Here is a 17,117-nt window from a genome sequence, read left to right as displayed (position 1 = left end):
CGCGCTTTTCCCCGGCAGGCAGTACCCACTTTTTGGCGGATAGCGATACCCTCAAACTCATCGTAACGGCACTTTCGGTCAGCGGCCCCACCTTCGGGTGGGTGCTGCTGGGTGTGCTGCTGCGCCGTGTGGGGCTGATCCAGCAGCGCCATGTGGATGTGATATCCCGCGTTGCCTTTATGGCCGTGCTGCCGGTGCTGCTGTTTGCCAGCGCCGCGACGGTGGACTACCGGCAACTCGGCGATGCCCGCTACCTGATGGCCGGTGTTGCCGCCACCATCGCCACCCTGCTGGCCAGCGCCGCCTACTGCCGCTGGCGCGGTTTTGCCCTGGGGGATGCCGGGGTGTTCGTGCAGGCATCCTATCGCTCCAACCTCGCCATTGTCGGCATTGCCCTGTGTCACGCCGCCTACGGCGAGCCGGGGCTGGCCCTGGCCACGCTGCCGCTGGCGGTGATGACCGCCCTCTACAACGTGCTGGCGGTAGCGGTGCTCAATGCCACCCTGGGCGGGCAGCGCTCGCCGCGGGCGATGGTGCTGGGCATGCTGCGCAACCCGTTGCTGATAGGCATTGGCCTTGGGGTGGCCGTCTCCCTGCTGGGCCTGCCCGTGCCGGCCCTGGTGCCGGCGGTGTCGTCGGCCATTTCCAGTTACTTCATTCCCCTCACGCTGCTGGCCATTGGCGGCGCGATTCAGCTCAATACCCTGCACCGACTTGGGCGCATGACTTGGGAGGCGGCGGCCTGGCGCCTGTGCGTGGGCCCGGCCATTGGCCTGGGCCTCGGTTTGCTGATGGGAGTGCGGGGGCAGGCCCTGGGGGTGATCTTCCTGCTGCTGGCGGCGCCGGTGGCGGCGGCCAGTTTCGTGATGGTGGTGGCGGCCCGGGGCAACGGCACCCTGGCGGCCAATATCATCATTCTCACCACGCTGCTGTGTGGCCTGACGGTGACAGTGGGCTTCAGCGTGCTGGTATCGCTGGGGCTGGTGGGAGAGCTGGCCTAACCCGGTGGCAGGCCAGCTGGTAGGTAAAGCCGGCCCGGGGGTGCCGGGCTTGCGGGCTAGCGTCCGAGGATGGAGCGGGCCACCAGCTCGCGCATGATCTCCGAGGTGCCGCCGTAGATGCGCTGGATGCGGGCATCGGTGTAGTAGCGGGAGATGGGGTACTCGGTGGTGTAGCCGTAGCCGCCGAACAGCTGCAGGCAGTCGTCGATGGTTTTGCACTGCATTTCGCAGGCTGCCAGTTTGAGCATGGCCGCCTTGTCGGCACCCAGTTCGCCGCGGGTGTACTCGTCGGCACACTGCTCGTACAGGGCGCGGTTCAGGGCGATTTCCGTGCGCACGTCCGCCAGCTTGAAGCGGGTGTTCTGGAAGCTGCTCACGCTCTGGCCAAAGGCCTTGCGCTCCTTCACGTATTCGATGGTGTGGGCCAGGGCGCCCTCGGCGGCGGAAATCGCCTGGGCGGCAATGCCGAGGCGCTCCCTGGGCAGCTCTTCCATCATGATGACAAAGCCCTTGTTCTCTTCGCCCAGCAGCGCATCGGCCGGTACCCGCAGATCCTGGAAGAACAGCTGGGCGGTGTCGGAGGTGTGCTGGCCGATCTTCTCGATCTTCTTGCTCTTCTCAAAGCCCGGCAGGCTGGCGTCCACCAGGAACAGGCTGGTGCCCTTGGCGCCCTTGCCCGGGTCGGTGAGGGCGGCCACGATTACCAGATCGGCGTGAATGCCGTTGGTGATGAAGATCTTGGAGCCGTTGATGACCCACTCGTCGCCGTCGCGCACGGCGGTGGTGCGAATGCCCTGCACATCAGAACCGGCGCCGGGCTCGGTCATGGCCAGAGCGCCCACGGCTTCGCCGCTGACCATCTTCGGCAGCCACTGCTGCTTTTGTGCCTCGCTGCCGTGGCGGCTGATGTAGGGCGCCACAATGTTGGAGTGAATGCCGGTGCCGGTGGCAATGCCGCCAAAGCCCATGGCGGACAGTTCTTCGATCAGCGCCAGGGTCACGTGGGCGCTGGTGCCGGCGCCGCCGTAGGCTTCGTCCACGTCCGGGCACAGCAGCCCGGCGGCGCCCAGGGTGTTCCACAGCTCGCGAGGCACCATGTGCTGCTCTTCCCAGGCTTCAAAGTGGGGGGCGATTTCCTGCTCGAAGGCACGGCGGGCCATATCGCGAAACAGGGTCAATTCTTCTTTGTCCATAACGGTGCTCCATCGCGGGCGTGGGAAAGGCGAAAGTGTGAGTAAAAGCCGCTGGCAAGACAATGACGCAACCCGCCAATTTTTGATCGTAGACGACAGCCGGTGGTCAATTGCTGTGCAGTTAAGGTATAAAGCGCCGGCAGTTGCAACGGAATTACCATTACATGACAACACTGGCCGATCTTCACCGCCCCGGCATCGCCACGCACTTCGCCCGTGTGCTGGTGGCGCGCGCCACGGCGCTCGGCGTGGCGCAGGACCAGTTGTTGCAGGCGGTGCGCCTGAACCGCGACCTGCTGGATGAGGGGCGGGTGCGTATCAGCCCGGTGCAACTGGGCGCGCTGATGCGCCTAGTGTGGCGGGAACTGGACGATGAACTGATGGGCTTTGGCGCCGGCGCCCACCGCTTTGGCACCTTTGCCCTGATGGCCCGGCAGATGGTGGACAGCGCCACCCTGGGGGAGGCCCTGCGCTACTCGGTGCGCTTTTACAACCTGACCTCGCCGGCCCTGCGCTGGGAACTGCGCGAGGGCGGACACTGCGAACTGGCCCTGCGCCTGGCCGAGCCAGAGGCCGACCCGGACCACCTGCTGGAAGAATTCATGCTGCTCATCTGGCACCGCTTCTGCAACTGGTTGATCGGCGAGCGCATGCCGCTGCTGCGCACGGCCTTTCGCTTTGCCGCGCCGGCTCACCGGGCCGAATACCGTCTGATGTTCCCGGGCCCGGTGCAATACCGCCAAGACATCAGCAGCATCCAGGTGGACAGCGCCTGGTTGCGCGCGCCGGTGATCCGTTCCCGGCGCGACCTGCGCCGCTATCTTCAGCGCCTGCCGGATGAGTGGTTTGTGAAGCAGATTTTTGCCGACAGCGTCAGCGCCCGGGTGTTGCGGGCGCTGGCCGATGCCCAGGCGGACCTGAGCCTGGAGGCCCTGGCCGGCCAGTGGCACATGAGCAGCCGCACCCTGCACCGCCAGCTGAAGCGCGAGGGCAGCAGCTTCCGCCGCCTGCGCGAGCAGTATCGGCGCGATCGCGCAGAGGCCATGCTGCTGGAGGGCAACGGCCCCATCGGCGAAGTGGCCCAGTCGCTGGCGATGACGGAACCGGCCTTCTCCCGCGCGTTCAAACTGTGGACTGGCATGTCGCCGCTGGCCTATCGCCGGGCGCGGCGCCGATAACCCCTTGGGGTGGTAGCCTCGCCCCCCGGCGGTGCTACACTAGCGCCTCTGTGCCACTGTACGATTATGCTAATTACATCAACCCGCAAATTCACAATCGGAGAATAACCATGCACGAATACACCCAGTTTTATATCAATGGTCAGTGGGTCGACCCGGTGACTCCGCGCACCCTGGAAGTGATCAACCCCGCCACGGAACAGGCCTGCGGCGTCATCAGCATTGGCTCTGCGGCTGACGTGGACCTGGCCGTGGCCGCCGCGCGCAAGGCCTTTGACACCTACGGCTACAGCGCGCGCCAGGAGCGCATCGACCTGCTGGCGTCCTGCGTTGCCGTGTACGAAAAACGCTTTAACGACGTGGCCGCGGCCATCAGCGAAGAAATGGGCGCGCCCAAGAAGCTGGCGGTAGAAGCCCAGGCCATGGCCGGATTTGGCCACCTGCAGGAAGCGTTGCGCGTGCTCAAGGAATTTAAATTCGAGGAAGACCTGGGCCCGCACCGCGTGTTCAAGGAGCCTATCGGCGTCTGCGGCCTGATCACCCCCTGGAACTGGCCGGTCAACCAGATTGGCTGCAAGGTGGCCCCGGCACTGGCCGTGGGTTGCACCATGATCCTAAAGCCCAGCGAAGTGGCGCCCCTGTCTGCCTACGTGTGGACCCAGATCATGGACGAGGCGGGCGTTCCCGCCGGCGTGTTCAACCTTGTCAACGGCGACGGCCCGGGCGTGGGCACGGCCCTCAGCCAGCACCCCGACGTGGACATGATGTCCTTCACCGGCTCCACCCGCGCCGGCACCCTGGTGGCCCAGAATGCGGCCCCCACCGTTAAGCGCGTGGCCCAGGAACTCGGTGGCAAGTCGCCCAACATCATCCTCGACGATGCCGACCTGGAAGCGGCCGTTACCCGCGGCGTGCTGCACATGTACAACAACACCGGGCAGTCCTGCAATGCGCCCTCGCGCATGCTGGTGCCCCGGGCCATGCTGGAGCAGGCCGAGGAAATCGCCAAGGCGGTAACGGCCTCTGTGGTGGTGGGCGACCCACAGGACGACAAAACCACCATGGGCCCGGTGGTCTCCGAAGTGCAGTTCAACAAAATCCAGGGCCTGATCGAAAAAGGCATTGAAGAGGGCGCCAAGCTGGTTGTTGGCGGCCCCGGCCGCCCGGAAGGCATCGACAAGGGTTACTTCATTCGCCCCACGGTGTTCTCCAACGTCAACAACGACATGACCATCGCCCGCGAGGAAATCTTCGGCCCGGTGCTGGTGATGATCCCCTACGACACCGAGGAAGAGGCCATCCGTGTCGGCAACGACACGCCCTACGGCCTAGCGGGCTATGTGCAGAGCGGCGACATCGAGCACGCGCGCAAAGTGGCCTCGCGCATCCGCGCCGGCAACGTTCACATCAACGGCGCCTCGGGCGGTTTTGATGTGCCCTTCGGCGGCTTCAAGCAGTCCGGTAACGGACGCGAGTGGGGCGCCCACGGCTTTACCGATTTCCTCGAAATCAAGGCTGTAGAAGGCTACGCCGCCTGATGGCTGACTTCGTCCTCGCCATCGATCAGGGAACCACCGGCTCAACCGTCGCCCTGATGGATGGCCGGGGGCGAATTCGCGCCAGCGTCAACGTTGAGTTTCCCCAGCATTTCCCCCAGCCCGGCTGGGTGGAACATGCCCCCTCCGATATCTGGCAGTCGGTGCACAAGGGCATTCGCGCGGTGCTGCGCAAGCGCGTGTGCAAGCCGACGGATATTGCCGCCATTGGCATTACCAACCAGCGCGAAACAGCCCTGCTGTGGGATCGCGACACTGGCGATGCGCTCAACAATGCGATTGTCTGGCAGTGCCGGCGCACCACGGAATTCTGCGAGCGGTTAAAGTCCCAAGGGCATGAAAAAATGGTGCGGCGCAAAGCCGGCCTGGTGCTCGACCCGTATTTTTCCGCCAGCAAGTTTCGCTGGCTGCTGAACAATACCCGCGGTATCGGCCGCAAACTGCGCGCGGGCAAAGTGGCCGCGGGCACCGTGGACAGCTACCTGATCTGGCAGCTGTCCGGCGGCGACACCCACGTTACCGATGTTTCCAACGCCTCGCGCACCTCGCTGATGGACCTGAAGCGCTGCGACTGGGACAGCGAACTGCTGGATTTGTTTGAAGTGCCCAAGGACATCCTGCCCCGGGTGGTGCCCTCCAGTGCAGTGCTGGCCCATACCCGCGCCGTGCAGGGCTTGCCGGATGGCATTCCCATTGCCGGGGTGGCTGGCGACCAGCAGGCGGCCCTGTTCGGCCAGGCCTGTTTTACCGCCGGCGATGCCAAGTGCACCTTTGGTACCGGCTCCTTCATTCTGATGAATACCGGCAGCGAGCAATTGCTGTCGCGCTCTGGCCTGCTCACCACCCTGGCCTGGCAGCTGGGGGAGGGCGGCAAGCCGGTTTATGCGTTGGAAGGCGGCGCCTTTGTGTGTGGCGCGGCGGTGCAGTGGCTGCGTGACCAGATGCAGATGATTCGCAAGGCCGCGGATGTGGAGGCTCTGGCCAGGGAAGTGGACGACCATGGTGGGGTGGAGTTTGTGCCCGCCCTGACAGGCCTTGGTGCGCCCCACTGGGCCCCCGACGCCCGCGGCATGCTGGGCGGCCTGACCCGTGGCACCCAGCGTGGCCATATCGCCCGGGCAACCCTGGACGCCATGGCGCTGCAAAATGCCGACATACTGCTGGCCATGGAGCGCGACCTCGGCAAGCGCATGAAGCCCCTGCGGGTGGATGGTGGCGCCGCCGCCAATAACCTGTTGATGCAGATTCAGGCCGATGTACTGGGCCGCAAGCTGATTCGCCCGCAGGTGATAGAAACCACCGTGGCTGGCGCCTGCTACCTGGCCGGGCTCGGTGTGGGTTTGTGGAATGGCGTGGGGGATATCCGCAAGATCTGGCAGGAAGATCAGGCCTTTCGGGTTGGCATGACACCCCACCGGCGTCGCCAGCGCTTTGCCAGCTGGCAGAAAGCGCTGGAGCGCACCTTGCTGTAACCGCACTGTGTTAAGCCGTTGTCCTAGTCCTTTGTTCTAGCCCTAGCCCATAGACAGCGCCCATGGCCGACATACTTCCCTTCAAGCGACCCTCCCTGCAGGACAAGCACAAGGGCAAAACCCTGTGCAAGCACGGCCACCACAAATGGGTGGTGGACAAGGCCAAGCAATTCGACGTCAAGCAGGGCAAACTGGTGACACGCTATCGCTGCAGCCGCTGCGGCGTGGAAAAAACCAAAGCCCACTGAACACGAGTTTGCCCCACCATGACCCCCGCGATTGAAGCCGCCCGCAGGGCGGGCATTGCCTTTGCCATTCACGAATACAGTCACGACCCGGGCGCTGTGTCCTACGGCCTGGAGGCGGCCGCAAAGCTGGGTGTGCCCGCGCAGCAGATCTTCAAGACCCTGGTGGCGGAAGCGGGCGCGGAACAGGTGGTGGCCATCATCCCGGTGGAGCACACGCTCAACCTGAAAAAACTGGCCCGCGCCGCCGGTGCCAAGAAGGCGGCCATGGCCGATGGTAAGCAGGTAGAGCGCAGCAGCGGTTACGTGCTCGGTGGGGTCAGCCCGCTGGGGCAGAAGCGAGCCCTGCGTACCCTGCTCGATGCGCGTGCCGGCGCCTTTGCCAACATCTACGTCAGCGCCGGCCGGCGCGGGCTGGAAATCCAATTGGCGCCGGGTGACCTGCTGGCCATCACTGGGGGTGTTTTGGCCGACCTCTGCAACGAGTGAAGCAGGCGGCGGTGACAGGGCCTGCGCCCGCCCCGGCCAGGGAGCCCGCGCGAAGGCGGCTCCATGAGCCGGGCGGGCGTGTCATCAGCGGTTTTTCAGGCTGTCGCGAATGTCGCGCAACAGCAGAATATCCTCGCTCGGTTCGGCGGGGGCGGCAGGGGCCTCTTCTTCCTTGCGCTTCAGGCTGTTGATGCCTTTCACCAGCAGGAATACCGCAAGCGCCACAATCAGGAAGCTCACAAGGTTGTTGATGAACACGCCATAGTTAATGGTAACGGCACCTTCCGCAGCAGCCTGTTCGATAGTCTGGTAGTTGCCATCGCCGCTGATCACCAGGAACAGGTTGGAAAAATCCACCCCGCCCAGCAGCAGGCCGATGGGCGGCATGATGACATCGCTCACCAGGCTCTTGACGATGGTGCCAAAGGCGCCGCCGATGATGATGCCGACCGCCATGTCCACCACGTTGCCCTTGACGGCAAATTCCTTGAACTCGCTGATCATTCCCATGTTGCTTCCCTCATGAGGTTGTTATGTAGCCGCAGTTGTAGCGGTCAGATCATGATAGGGAAATTTCGTCGATTGGGGCAGCGCTTTTTATGAAGCCGCATAGCAGGCCAGGTACGGCGCTGCAGAGTGTCAGTGTTCTCCCAACACGGTTACCACGTCGACCATTGCGGCGCTCAGGGTGGCCAGGTCTTCATCGTTCATGATGAACGGCGGCATCACGTACACCAGTTTGCCAAAGGGTCGCACCCACACGCCGCGTTCGACGAACATCGGCTGCACCACCGCCATATCCACCGCCTGCTTGAGTTCAATCACCCCGATGGCACCCAGCGTGCGTACCTCGGCCACAGCCGGCAGCGCCCGCGCCGGCGCGAGCCCTCGCTCCAGGGCGGCGTTGATGCGCTGCACACTGCGCTGCCAGGGCTGTGACAGCAGCAACTCGGTGCTGGCAATGGCGGCGCTGCAGGCCAGCGGGTTGCCCATGAACGTGGGGCCGTGCATGAAGGCGCCGGCTTCGCCCTCGCTAATGCCCTCGGCAATGCGCTGATTGCACAGGGTGGCGGCCAGGCTCATGTAACCGCCGGTGAGTGCTTTGCCCAGGCACAGGATATCCGGCTCGATCCCGGCGTGCTCCAGGGCGAACAGTTTGCCGGTGCGGCCAAAGCCGGTGGCAATTTCATCGAAGATCAGCAGCACATCGAAGGCGTCGCACAGCGCACGCAGTTTCACCAGGTATTCCGGCGAGTAGAAGCGCATGCCGCCGGCGCCCTGTACCACCGGTTCCACGATCACTGCCGCAATGTCCTGGTGGTGGGCCGCCAGCAGGTCGGCCATGGGTTTGATCTCGCCATCGCTGCAGGGGCCGTCCACCGGGCAGTCGGGGGCGGGGGCAAAGTGGTGTTGCGGCAGCACATCGCCAAACAGGTGATGCATGCCGGTGACCGGGTCGCACACGGCCATCGCGCCGAAGGTGTCGCCGTGATAGCCGTTGCGCAGGGCCACCAGCTTCTGTTTTTGCGGCCGACCCACCGAATACCAGTACTGGATGGCCATTTTCAGGGCGACCTCCACCGCCACCGAGCCGGAGTCGCTGAAAAACACGCGGCAGAGGCTGGCGGGGGTGTGGTCAAGGAGGATGCCGGCCAGCTTCACCGCTGGCGGATGGGTGAGGCCGCCGAACATCACATGGGACATCTGCTCCAGCTGTTCGTTGAGGGCGCGGTTGATCACCGGGTGGTTGTAGCCGTGAATGGCGCACCACCAGGAGGCCATGCCGTCGATCAGCTCGCGCCCGTCGGCCAGTTGCAGGCGCACGCCCCGGGCCCCCACCACGGGGTAGGCATCCGCCGCGCGGGTCGCCGAGGCATAGGGGTGCCACAGGGTGGCGCGGTCCGCCGCTTGCAGCGTGTTCCAGGTGCTTGCCTTGTCGTTCACAGTTGCTCCACGATTTTCAGTAGTTCGCCATTCACAGCAGCTCCGCCATTTACAGCATTTCCGCCATTTACAGCAGCTTCGCGATGGATTTGCGCAGGTTATCCAGCAGCAGTGGCTGAGCCTCGGCGGTGGGGTGAATGCCATCGCCCTGCATCAGCGCCGGGTCGGTGGCCACGCCGTCCAGCAGGAAGGGGCCGAGGGTGGCGCCTGCCTGCTGGGCGGCGGCGCTGAAACTCTCGCGAAACGCCCGCGTGTAGCGCGGGCCGTAATTGGGCGGAATCTCCATCGGCAGAATAAGCACACGGGCCCCGGCCTCGCGGGACAGCCGCGCCATTTGCACCAGGTTGTCCTTCAGCTTGGTGGTGGGATAGCCGCGCAGCCCGTCGTTGCCGCCAAGTTCAATAATCACCAGCTGTGGCTGGTGGGTGTCCAGCAGCGCCGGCAGGCGGCGCAGGCCGCCGGCGGTGGTGTCGCCGCTGATGCTGGCGTTCACCACCTGCCAGGGCGGGTCGCGCTCAGCCAGTTCATCTCCCAGCAGGCTCACCCAGCCCTGTTGCAGAGACATGCCATAGGCCGCGCTGATACTATCCCCCAGCACCATCACTGTGCGGGGCTCGGTTTGGGTTTGGGTTTGGGCTTGTGTTTGTGTTTGGGCCTGCGCCACCAGCAGCAGGCAAAGCCATCCGGTCAGCAGGGTATTCCGTAACAGGGTGAGTGCCAATGACGCCAGGGGAGTTCGCATGATACGAGCCGAGAATCTTCAGAAAACGGTGCCCGTGGGCGGGCGCGAGCTGGAGATACTGAAAGGGATCAACCTCGAAATCAAGTCGGGGGAAACCGTTGCCGTTGTCGGCGCCTCCGGCTCGGGCAAGTCCACCCTGCTGGGCTTGCTGGCGGGCCTGGATGAGGCCTCCGCCGGCCGCGTGGTGATTGGCGGCACAGACCTGTCCGCCCTGGATGAAGACGGCCGCGCTGCGTTTCGCGCGGAAAATGTCGGTTTTGTGTTCCAGTCCTTCCAGCTGCTGCCGGCACTCACCGCCCTGGAAAACGTGATGCTGCCCCTGGAGCTGAAAGGCCAGCAGGATGCCCTGAACCAGGCTGAACACTTCCTACAGCGGGTGGAGCTGGGCCAGCGACTGGACCATTACCCGCGCCAGCTGTCTGGTGGCGAGCAGCAGCGCGTGGCCATTGCCCGGGCCTTTGCCTCGCGGCCGGACATCCTGTTTGCCGACGAACCGACCGGCAACCTCGACAGCCGCACCGGCGAGCACATCATTGAGCTGCTGTTTGAATTGAACAAAGAACACGGCACCACCCTGGTGCTGGTGACCCACGACCTCAAGCTGGCCCAGCGCTGCCAGCGCCGCCTGCAGCTTGAGGCGGGCGAGCTGGTGGTGGGCTGAGATGGCGATGACCGCCAGGCGCATGCTGGCCCGGGACTGGCGCGGCGGCGAGCTGGGCATTCTGGTGGCCGCCTTGGTGCTGGCGGTGGCCGTGGTGACGGGCATCAGCGCCTTTACCACGCGGCTGCAGTCGGCGCTGGAACAGGAGAGCCACCGCTTTCTTGCCGCCGACGCCGTGCTGCGCAGCAGCCGCGAGGCCCCCGCAACGTTGCTGGAAGAGGCCGGGCGACGGGGCCTGCAGACGGCAACCACCCTGTCCTTCCCCTCCATGATTTATGCCGGCGACGAGGCCATGGTGCTGGCGTCTGTCAAGGCGGCCAGCGACCGCTACCCCCTGCGCGGTGAGTTGACCTACAGCAGCGAGCCTTTCGGCGAGGTGCTATCGGCGGCCCAAGGCCCGCAGCCCGGCACCGTGTGGCTGGATTCGCGGCTGTTCGCCCTGCTCGATGTGGCAGTGGGGGACAGCGTCAGCATCGGCGAGGCGGAATTTACCGTGGTGGCCGCCACCCGCACCGAGCCCGACCAGGCGGCGGGGCTGGCCAGCTTTGGCCCCCGTGTATTGATGCACTACAGCGACATTCCCGCCACCGGCGTGGTGCAACCCGGCAGCCGGGTGGAGTATCGGCAGCTCTATGCCGGTGATGCCGCAACCGTTGCCGCCTTTACCGCCTGGCTGCAACCGCAGCTGGAAAACGGCCAGCGCCTGCTGGATGTGGACCAGGGACAGCCCGGGGTGGGGCGCGCGCTTTCCCGGGCCGAGCGCTTCCTGCTGCTGGCCGGCAGCCTGGCGGTGGTACTGGCGGGGGTGGCCATTGCCCTGGCCGCGCGCCGCTTCAGCGAGCGACATACCGACTATGTGGCCATCATGAAGAGCCTGGGCGCCCAGGCCCGGGTTATCAACCGCCTGTACGGCAGCAGCCTGGTGCTGCTGGGGCTGGTGGCCACCGCCATCGGTTGCGCCGCCGGCTGGGCGCTGCAGGCGGTGTTCTTCGCCCTGTTTGCCGACCAGTTGCCGGTGATGCCGGGCCCCGCCGGGCCCAGGCCCTACGCCATTGGCTTTGCCACCGCCTTTACCTGCCTGCTGTGTTTTGCCTGGCCGCCCCTGCGCCGCCTGGGCCAGGCCAGCCCGCTGCGGGTGTTGCGCCGCGACATGCCCAGTGAAAACCGCCGCACGCTGGGCGACTACCTGCTGGGTTTTGTCGCCGTGGCGGGCCTGATGTGGTGGTACAGCGGCGACCTGCGCCTGACCGGCGCGCTGCTGCTGGGCCTTGGCGTGACCGGTGTGCTGGGCCTGGGCCTGGCGCTTACCCTGCTGCGCGGCGGCCGCCTGGTGGGCATGAGTGCCGGCAGCATCTGGCGCCTGGCCCTGGCTGGCCTGCAGCGGCGGGGCACTGCCAATGCCCTGCAGGTGGTGATTTTTGCCATGGCCATTATGTTGCTGCTGGTGCTGGTGCTGGTGCGCACCTCGCTCATTCGCGAGTGGCAGGCCCAGTTGCCCGCCGATGCGCCCAATCACTTCATGCTCAACATTGCCCCCGAAGACGTGCAGCCCATTGAGCAGATGCTGCGCCGCAGCGATGTGCCGAGCGAAGCCCTGTACCCGATGATTCGCGGGCGGGTGATGGCGGTCAACGGGCAGGCCCTGCCGGCGCGTGAAGACGCGACAGGCGAGAGCGAGCGCCACCAGCGCGGCGCCAATTTCACCTGGTCCGACACGGTGCCGGCGGGCAATCAACTGGTAGCGGGGCAGTGGTGGCCGGCGGGTACGGACGAGGCGCTGGTGTCGCTGGAGGAGGAGTTCGCCCAGCGCCTGGAGGTGGCGGTTGGCGATCGCATCGGCCTGTTGATTGGCTCTGAGCCGCTGGAGGTTACCGTCGCCAGCATCCGCAAGCTGGACTGGCAGTCCTTCCGGCCCAATTTCTTCATGGTGTTCCCGCCCCGGGTGCTGTCGGACTTTCCTGCGACCTTCATGACCAGTTTTCACCTGGACCCGGGGCAAAAGTCCTTCCTCAATCAGTTCATTCGCCGGTTTCCCACCGTGACCGTCATCGAGATGGATGTTGTAGTGGAGCAGGTCCGGGGGATTGTGGATCAGGTGTCCGCGGCCATCGAACTGGTGTTGGGCGTTATTCTGGCCGCCGGCGCCCTGGTGCTGGTGGCGGGGGTGCGCGCCAGTGTTGATTCGCGCCTGCACGAAAGCTCCGTGCTGCGTGCGCTGGGCGCCCGGCGCGGTTTGATCCTTGGCGGCCTGGCCATTGAGTTTGCCACCCTCGGGCTGTTTGCCGGGCTGCTGGCCACGGTGGCGGCGGAGTTTTCCGTGTACCTGCTGCAGGCCTGGGTGCTGGATATGCGCTACGTGCCCTCGCCGTGGTTGTGGCCGATTGGCATTACCAGTGGCATGTTACTGATTGGCGCGCTGGGGGTGTACAGCTGCCGGGGCGTGGTATCGAGCCCGCCGCTGGCGGTGTTGCGGGAATTGTAAGTATCGCTGCCGTTCTGCCGCTTCGGGCCGGTATTACAGCACCGCCGGCCGATTCGGCAGCTCGTTCTCGTCGCCAGCTTTCGGCGGAAAATGCGCGCGGATGAGGACGCAGATGGCCTCGATGCCGGCGAGGGTGCCCTGTTCGTAGTGCCCCTCGGCGAAGGCCTGTTCCATGGCGGTACACACGGCCTGCCACTGCTGGGCGCTGACTTTGCCGTTAAAGCCGCGATCGGCGACGATCTCGATGTCCTTTTCCGCCAGCAGCAGGTAGATGAGCACGCCGTTGTTGGCGTCGGTGTCCCACACGTGGAGGCGCGAGAAGGCTTCGATGGCGCGCTCGCGCGCGGTGTGGCCGCGGGCCAGGCTGGCGAGGTCCATGGCGCTCTCCACCGCAAAGCGCAATTCGCCGCTGTGGCGTTGCTCGGAGGCGGCAATGGCCTGTTCGATGGCATCCAGCACCGCCGGCGGGAAGTGCCTGCGCAGCGACCAGCGGGTTGTCAGCAGATTGGCCAGCCAGCGATGTTGCATTTACCACCCTCCCGAGGCGCCACCGCCTCCAAAACCGCCGCCTCCGCCGCCAAAGCCGCCGCCGCCTCCGAAGCCGCCGCCATAGCCGCCGCCAAATCCGCCCCGGTCGGACCAGGTATTGCCGCCGGGTACGAGTATGGCGACGATGAAGGTGACAATGGCAATGATGAATGCCAGGCCGATTGCGCCGGCGATGGCCCAGGTCAGGCCGCCGGTTATCACCGCCAGGCCGATGCTGCCACCGGTGCGGCCGAGCAGGGTGTGGAGGGTGCCGATGAGCATCCAGCCGAGCACGAAAATAGCCGGCAATAAGGCACCCCAGTCGGTGCCCTGACTGCTGCGACTCCGGGATTTTTCCGGCGGGGGCAGTTGTTCCCCCCGAATCAGCGCCTCCAGTGCCCGGGTGCCGGCGTCGATGCCGCCTGCATAGTCATTGTTCTTGAAGTGGGGGGCAATCCGCTCACTGATGATGCGCCGCGCCTGGGCGTCGGTAATCGCGCCCTCCAGGCCGTAGCCCACTTCAATGCGCATGCGCCGGTCCTGCTTGGCGATCAGCAATAGAACGCCATCGTCAACGGCTTCCCGGCCGAGCTTCCACTGTTCCACCACGCGCATGCCGTAGGCGGCAATGTCCTCGGGCGCTGTGCTGTTAACGATCAGAATGGCCAGCTGGCTGCCGGTGTCGGCCTCCAGTTGTGCGAGCCGTTCTTCCAGAGCCTGGCGCTGGGTAGCGCTGAGCGTGCCGGCAAGGTCGCTGACCCGCGTCTCCAGCGCTGGGACCGCTGGCAGCGGCTGGGCCGACAAAGCGCCCGCGCACAGCAGCAGGGCGAGCGCTATGCACCAGTTGCGGAGCGCGGCCGGGAAGCGCTCAGCCATCGTTGCCGAACTGTACCTCTGGCGGGCGTGCAAGCTCCGCCTCGTTTTCAACGCTGAAGGAAGGTTTAACCTCAAAGCCAAAGACCATGGCGGTGAGGTTGGTGGGGAAGGAGCGCGCCAGGGTGTTGTATTCGCGCACGCTGTCGATGTAGCGGTTGCGCGCCACGGTGATGCGGTTTTCGGTGCCTTCCAGTTGGGCCTGCAGGTCGCGGAAGTTGGCGTCGGATTTCAGCTCCGGGTAGCGCTCCACCGTCACCAGCAGGCGCGACAGGGCGCTGCTCAGCTGGCCCTGGGCCTGCTGGAACTGCGCCATGGCCGCCGGGTCGTTCACCATCTCCGGCGACACCTGGATGCTGCCAGCCTTTGCCCTGGCTTCGGTCACGCCGGTCAGCACGTCCCGCTCCTGTTTGGCGAAGGCTTCCACCGTGCGCACCAGGTTGGGGATGAGGTCGGCGCGGCGCTGGTACTGGTTGAGCACCTCGGCCCAGGCCGCCTTGATCTGCTCGTCCCCCGCGGTGAGGCGGTTGTAGCCGCAACCGCTCAGGGCCAGCAGGGCGAGAATGACGGTGGTCAGTTTGAGGATACGTTGCGGCATGTGGCTCTCCCTGTTGCGGGCCCCTTGGCTTGTCATGGAGTGTAGCCGCGGCCCCGGGTGCCCACAAGCCAGCGACCAGTTCAGCAGGCTGGCATGGCGGGCACTATCCGCCGGGTTGCCCGGGCCCGCGCTGGCCGCGGCGCAAAGGGCTGTGCTACACACGGGTGTGTGGCGCGGCGGCTGTGCAAAGCGAATCTAAGTCCAGTCAAAGTCCAGCCAAAGCCCAGTAAAGGCTCAGTAAAGGCTCAGCAAAAAGCCCAGCGACAACGACAACGACAACGCGAAAATAACAACAGGAGCGAAGCATGGATAGACGTGAGTTTTTACAGGGCGCCGGTACCCTTGGCGGCCTGTCGATGCTGGGAGCGAGCCTGGCAGGCGCCGCCGGCAGCGACAGTGCCAGTCGCACGGCGATGGCGGACCTGATCCAGGCCCTGGCGGAGCTTGAGGCGAAGTTCATCAGCCCCGCCTATGGCATCGAGCGGCCGGACGATGTGGCCGAGGGCGAGCGCGTGCTGGCTCACATCCTGCAGACCGGCCTGCAGTTCTGGCTGGAGGCCGATACCGCGCACCCGGCCTTTGTGCCCTACGTGACCCAGCGCCGCAAGCTGCTGGGGGACAACCCCGATGCGCTCTATTACTTTGCCCCGGTGCAGGGTGGCGGCCGCTACCGCATTCGCGGCCAGCTTGGCAGCGCCACCTTTACGTCGTTTACCGTGGAGGCCGGCAGCGGGCAGGGCGGGGCGGCTTCGGCCTCCATCGCCGAGCTGGACGATCGCGAGCTGGAGGTTGCCGTGGACGGCAGTTTCGAGATTCTGCTGGGCGGCGAGCAGCCCGCCCGTGGCAACTGGCTGCCGCTGCCCGCCGAGGCCGGCCAGGTGACCACCCGGCACTACTACGAAACGCCCCAGTGTGTGATGAGTGACCCCGCCGCGCGCCAGGTGCTGTCCATCGAGGCCCTTGACGCGGCGCCACCGGCGCCCTGGGGTGGCGACAGCGCGGTGGCCCTGTCGCTGCAAAGCGTCGCCAATTTTGTTCGCGGGCAGATGCCGCTGGCCATTCCCAATCCGGCCCAGCGCCCGCCCATCCCCTGGGTGTCCCTAAAGCCCAACCAGTTTGCCGCCCCGGGCCAGTGGCGCAGCGAAAGCGGCTACGGCAACCTGAGCGCCTGGTACGCCATGGCGCCCTATGTCGTCATGCCGGGCCAGGCCCTGGAAATTCGCGGCCGCTTTCCAGACTGCCGGTTTGCCAATGTGGTGCTGTGGAACCGCTTCATGCAGACCTACGACTACACCCGGCGCCAGGTGTCTTTTAACCGCAACCAGCTGGTTTACGAGGACGACGGGAGCTTTCGCATTCTGCTGGCGCACGAGGACCCGGGCCACCCGAACTGGCTGCACACGGAGGGGCGGGTATCGGGCCTGGTGTACTGGCGCTACCTGTTGCCGCGGGGCGAGCCGCAGGCGGTGCAGGCGCGGGTGGTATCGCTTTGATTGGCGTTTTGCTTAGGCGCTGGCAGGTGCCTGGCGAATGCCGGCGATAAAGGTGCTAACGCTGAGGTCAACCTGGCGCTGCAGGTCGATGTGGCGCTGGAACAGGTCTGGCACGTCCACCCGCAGGGTGGCCAGGCCGTGGATGCCGGCCCAGCCGACGTTGGCGAGGTAGGCGAGGTCCTGTTCGGCGAAGATCTGCCGTTCCATGCCGCGGCGCAGAATGCTCTGCACCAGCAAGAAGGTGGCGCGGCTGGCTTCGCGCAGCTCGGGGTACTGCACCGCGGGCTGGGTGCTGGGGCCGAACATCAGCTTGAACAGCTGGGGGTTTTCCACCGCGTAGGCCACGTAGGCGTGGGCGAAGGCGGTGAGTTGCTCTTCCGGGCAGTCACCGGAGACATTGCCGGCCTGCTTGAGGGCGGTGAGCAGCCCGCGGTAACCGCGGGCCGCCATGGCGGCAAAGAGCTCTCCCTTGTCGGCAAAGTGACGGTAGGGGGCGGTCTGGGACACGCCAATGGCGCGCGCCAGGGCGCGCAGGCTGAGATCTTCCGCGCCCTTTTCCCGCAGTTGCGCCACGGCGGTGTCGAGCAGTTCTGCCCGCAGGTTGCCGTGGTGATAGCTGCGGTTGCCCCCGTCGTCAGTCATTGCCTTGCAGCGGTGCCTGC

At 65.6% G+C, this 17,117-nt stretch carries 17 protein-coding genes; 9 read left to right on the top strand and 8 right to left on the bottom strand.

The annotated features are described in order from the left end of the window. Positions 1-32 precede the first annotated feature (32 nt). On the top strand, positions 33-1,001 hold the full coding sequence (locus tag DDZ17_RS06180; RefSeq protein WP_116365112.1) for an AEC family transporter: 969 nt from the start codon (positions 33-35) through the stop codon (positions 999-1,001). A gap of 56 nt (positions 1,002-1,057) precedes the next feature. Here the strand turns inward: DDZ17_RS06180 and DDZ17_RS06175 are convergent, their stop codons facing one another. Then, positions 1,058-2,194: an acyl-CoA dehydrogenase family protein gene (locus DDZ17_RS06175; protein WP_116365111.1), complete on the bottom strand. Its 1,137-nt coding sequence runs from the start codon at positions 2,192-2,194 to the stop codon at positions 1,058-1,060. A 164-nt stretch (positions 2,195-2,358) separates the two neighbouring features. Here DDZ17_RS06175 and DDZ17_RS06170 point away from each other — a divergent pair, with 164 nt between their 5' ends. The 5 genes from DDZ17_RS06170 to ybaK all read left to right on the top strand — a co-directional run bounded on the left by DDZ17_RS06170 (position 2,359) and on the right by ybaK (position 7,134). After that, positions 2,359-3,372 carry an AraC family transcriptional regulator gene (locus DDZ17_RS06170; protein ID WP_116365110.1) on the top strand — a complete coding sequence of 338 codons (1,014 nt, stop codon included), beginning with the start codon at positions 2,359-2,361 and terminating at the stop codon, positions 3,370-3,372. A gap of 110 nt (positions 3,373-3,482) precedes the next feature. Beyond that, positions 3,483-4,910, top strand: coding sequence for an aldehyde dehydrogenase family protein (locus tag DDZ17_RS06165; RefSeq protein ID WP_116365109.1), 1,428 nt, complete (start codon positions 3,483-3,485; stop codon positions 4,908-4,910). Next, a complete protein-coding gene (gene glpK, locus DDZ17_RS06160) occupies positions 4,910-6,400 on the top strand; it encodes a glycerol kinase GlpK (protein ID WP_116365108.1) in 1,491 nt (496 codons plus the stop codon). The genes DDZ17_RS06165 and glpK overlap by 1 nt, the downstream gene beginning before the upstream one ends. 62 nt (positions 6,401-6,462) lie before the next feature. Continuing rightward, on the top strand, positions 6,463-6,648 hold the full coding sequence (locus DDZ17_RS06155; protein WP_116365107.1) for a hypothetical protein: 186 nt from the start codon (positions 6,463-6,465) through the stop codon (positions 6,646-6,648). Positions 6,649-6,666: 18 nt separating this feature from the next. Continuing rightward, positions 6,667-7,134 carry a Cys-tRNA(Pro) deacylase gene (gene ybaK, locus DDZ17_RS06150; RefSeq protein WP_116365106.1) on the top strand — a complete coding sequence of 156 codons (468 nt, stop codon included), beginning with the start codon at positions 6,667-6,669 and terminating at the stop codon, positions 7,132-7,134. 84 nt (positions 7,135-7,218) lie between these two features. Here ybaK and mscL read toward each other — a convergent pair whose 3' ends face one another. The 3 genes from mscL to DDZ17_RS06135 form a co-directional block, all read right to left on the bottom strand. Further along, the gene (gene mscL, locus DDZ17_RS06145) at positions 7,219-7,644 is read right to left on the bottom strand and encodes a large conductance mechanosensitive channel protein MscL (protein WP_116365105.1); all 426 of its coding nucleotides are present in this window, start codon (positions 7,642-7,644) and stop codon (positions 7,219-7,221) included. A 129-nt stretch (positions 7,645-7,773) separates the two neighbouring features. Beyond that, positions 7,774-9,078 (bottom strand): adenosylmethionine--8-amino-7-oxononanoate transaminase, encoded by a 1,305-nt coding sequence (gene bioA, locus DDZ17_RS06140; protein ID WP_241505803.1) that lies wholly within the window; start codon positions 9,076-9,078, stop codon positions 7,774-7,776. Positions 9,079-9,145: 67 nt separating this feature from the next. Next, positions 9,146-9,820: an arylesterase gene (locus DDZ17_RS06135; RefSeq protein ID WP_116365103.1), complete on the bottom strand. Its 675-nt coding sequence runs from the start codon at positions 9,818-9,820 to the stop codon at positions 9,146-9,148. Between DDZ17_RS06135 and DDZ17_RS06130 the strand changes: the two genes are divergently transcribed. Beyond that, a complete protein-coding gene (locus tag DDZ17_RS06130; protein WP_116365102.1) occupies positions 9,819-10,481 on the top strand; it encodes an ABC transporter ATP-binding protein in 663 nt (220 codons plus the stop codon). The genes DDZ17_RS06135 and DDZ17_RS06130 overlap by 2 nt on opposite strands. Before the next feature lie 7 nt (positions 10,482-10,488). Further along, positions 10,489-12,963, top strand: a complete 2,475-nt coding sequence (locus tag DDZ17_RS06125) for an ABC transporter permease (RefSeq protein ID WP_241505802.1) — start codon at positions 10,489-10,491, stop codon at positions 12,961-12,963. 33 nt (positions 12,964-12,996) lie between these two features. Here DDZ17_RS06125 and DDZ17_RS06120 read toward each other — a convergent pair whose 3' ends face one another. From DDZ17_RS06120 to DDZ17_RS06110, 3 genes are read right to left on the bottom strand one after another with little or no spacing between them, the layout of a single operon-like run. After that, positions 12,997-13,491: a TPM domain-containing protein gene (locus DDZ17_RS06120; RefSeq protein WP_116365101.1), complete on the bottom strand. Its 495-nt coding sequence runs from the start codon at positions 13,489-13,491 to the stop codon at positions 12,997-12,999. Next, positions 13,492-14,367, bottom strand: coding sequence for a TPM domain-containing protein (locus tag DDZ17_RS06115; RefSeq protein WP_116365100.1), 876 nt, complete (start codon positions 14,365-14,367; stop codon positions 13,492-13,494). Continuing rightward, positions 14,360-14,962, bottom strand: a complete 603-nt coding sequence (locus tag DDZ17_RS06110) for a LemA family protein (RefSeq protein ID WP_116365099.1) — start codon at positions 14,960-14,962, stop codon at positions 14,360-14,362. The genes DDZ17_RS06115 and DDZ17_RS06110 overlap by 8 nt, the downstream gene beginning before the upstream one ends. Positions 14,963-15,267: 305 nt before the next feature. Between DDZ17_RS06110 and DDZ17_RS06105 the strand changes: the two genes are divergently transcribed. After that, positions 15,268-16,455 carry a DUF1214 domain-containing protein gene (locus DDZ17_RS06105; protein ID WP_116365098.1) on the top strand — a complete coding sequence of 396 codons (1,188 nt, stop codon included), beginning with the start codon at positions 15,268-15,270 and terminating at the stop codon, positions 16,453-16,455. 12 nt (positions 16,456-16,467) lie between these two features. Here DDZ17_RS06105 and DDZ17_RS06100 read toward each other — a convergent pair whose 3' ends face one another. Continuing rightward, a complete protein-coding gene (locus DDZ17_RS06100) occupies positions 16,468-17,097 on the bottom strand; it encodes a TetR/AcrR family transcriptional regulator (protein ID WP_116365097.1) in 630 nt (209 codons plus the stop codon). Positions 17,098-17,117 lie beyond the last annotated feature (20 nt).

The organism is Parahaliea mediterranea, assembly GCF_003402235.1.
Lineage (GTDB): Bacteria > Pseudomonadota > Gammaproteobacteria > Pseudomonadales > Halieaceae > Parahaliea > Parahaliea mediterranea.
The sequence above is the reverse complement of the archived record's forward strand: the minus strand, read 5'-3'. Positions and strand labels throughout refer to the sequence as shown.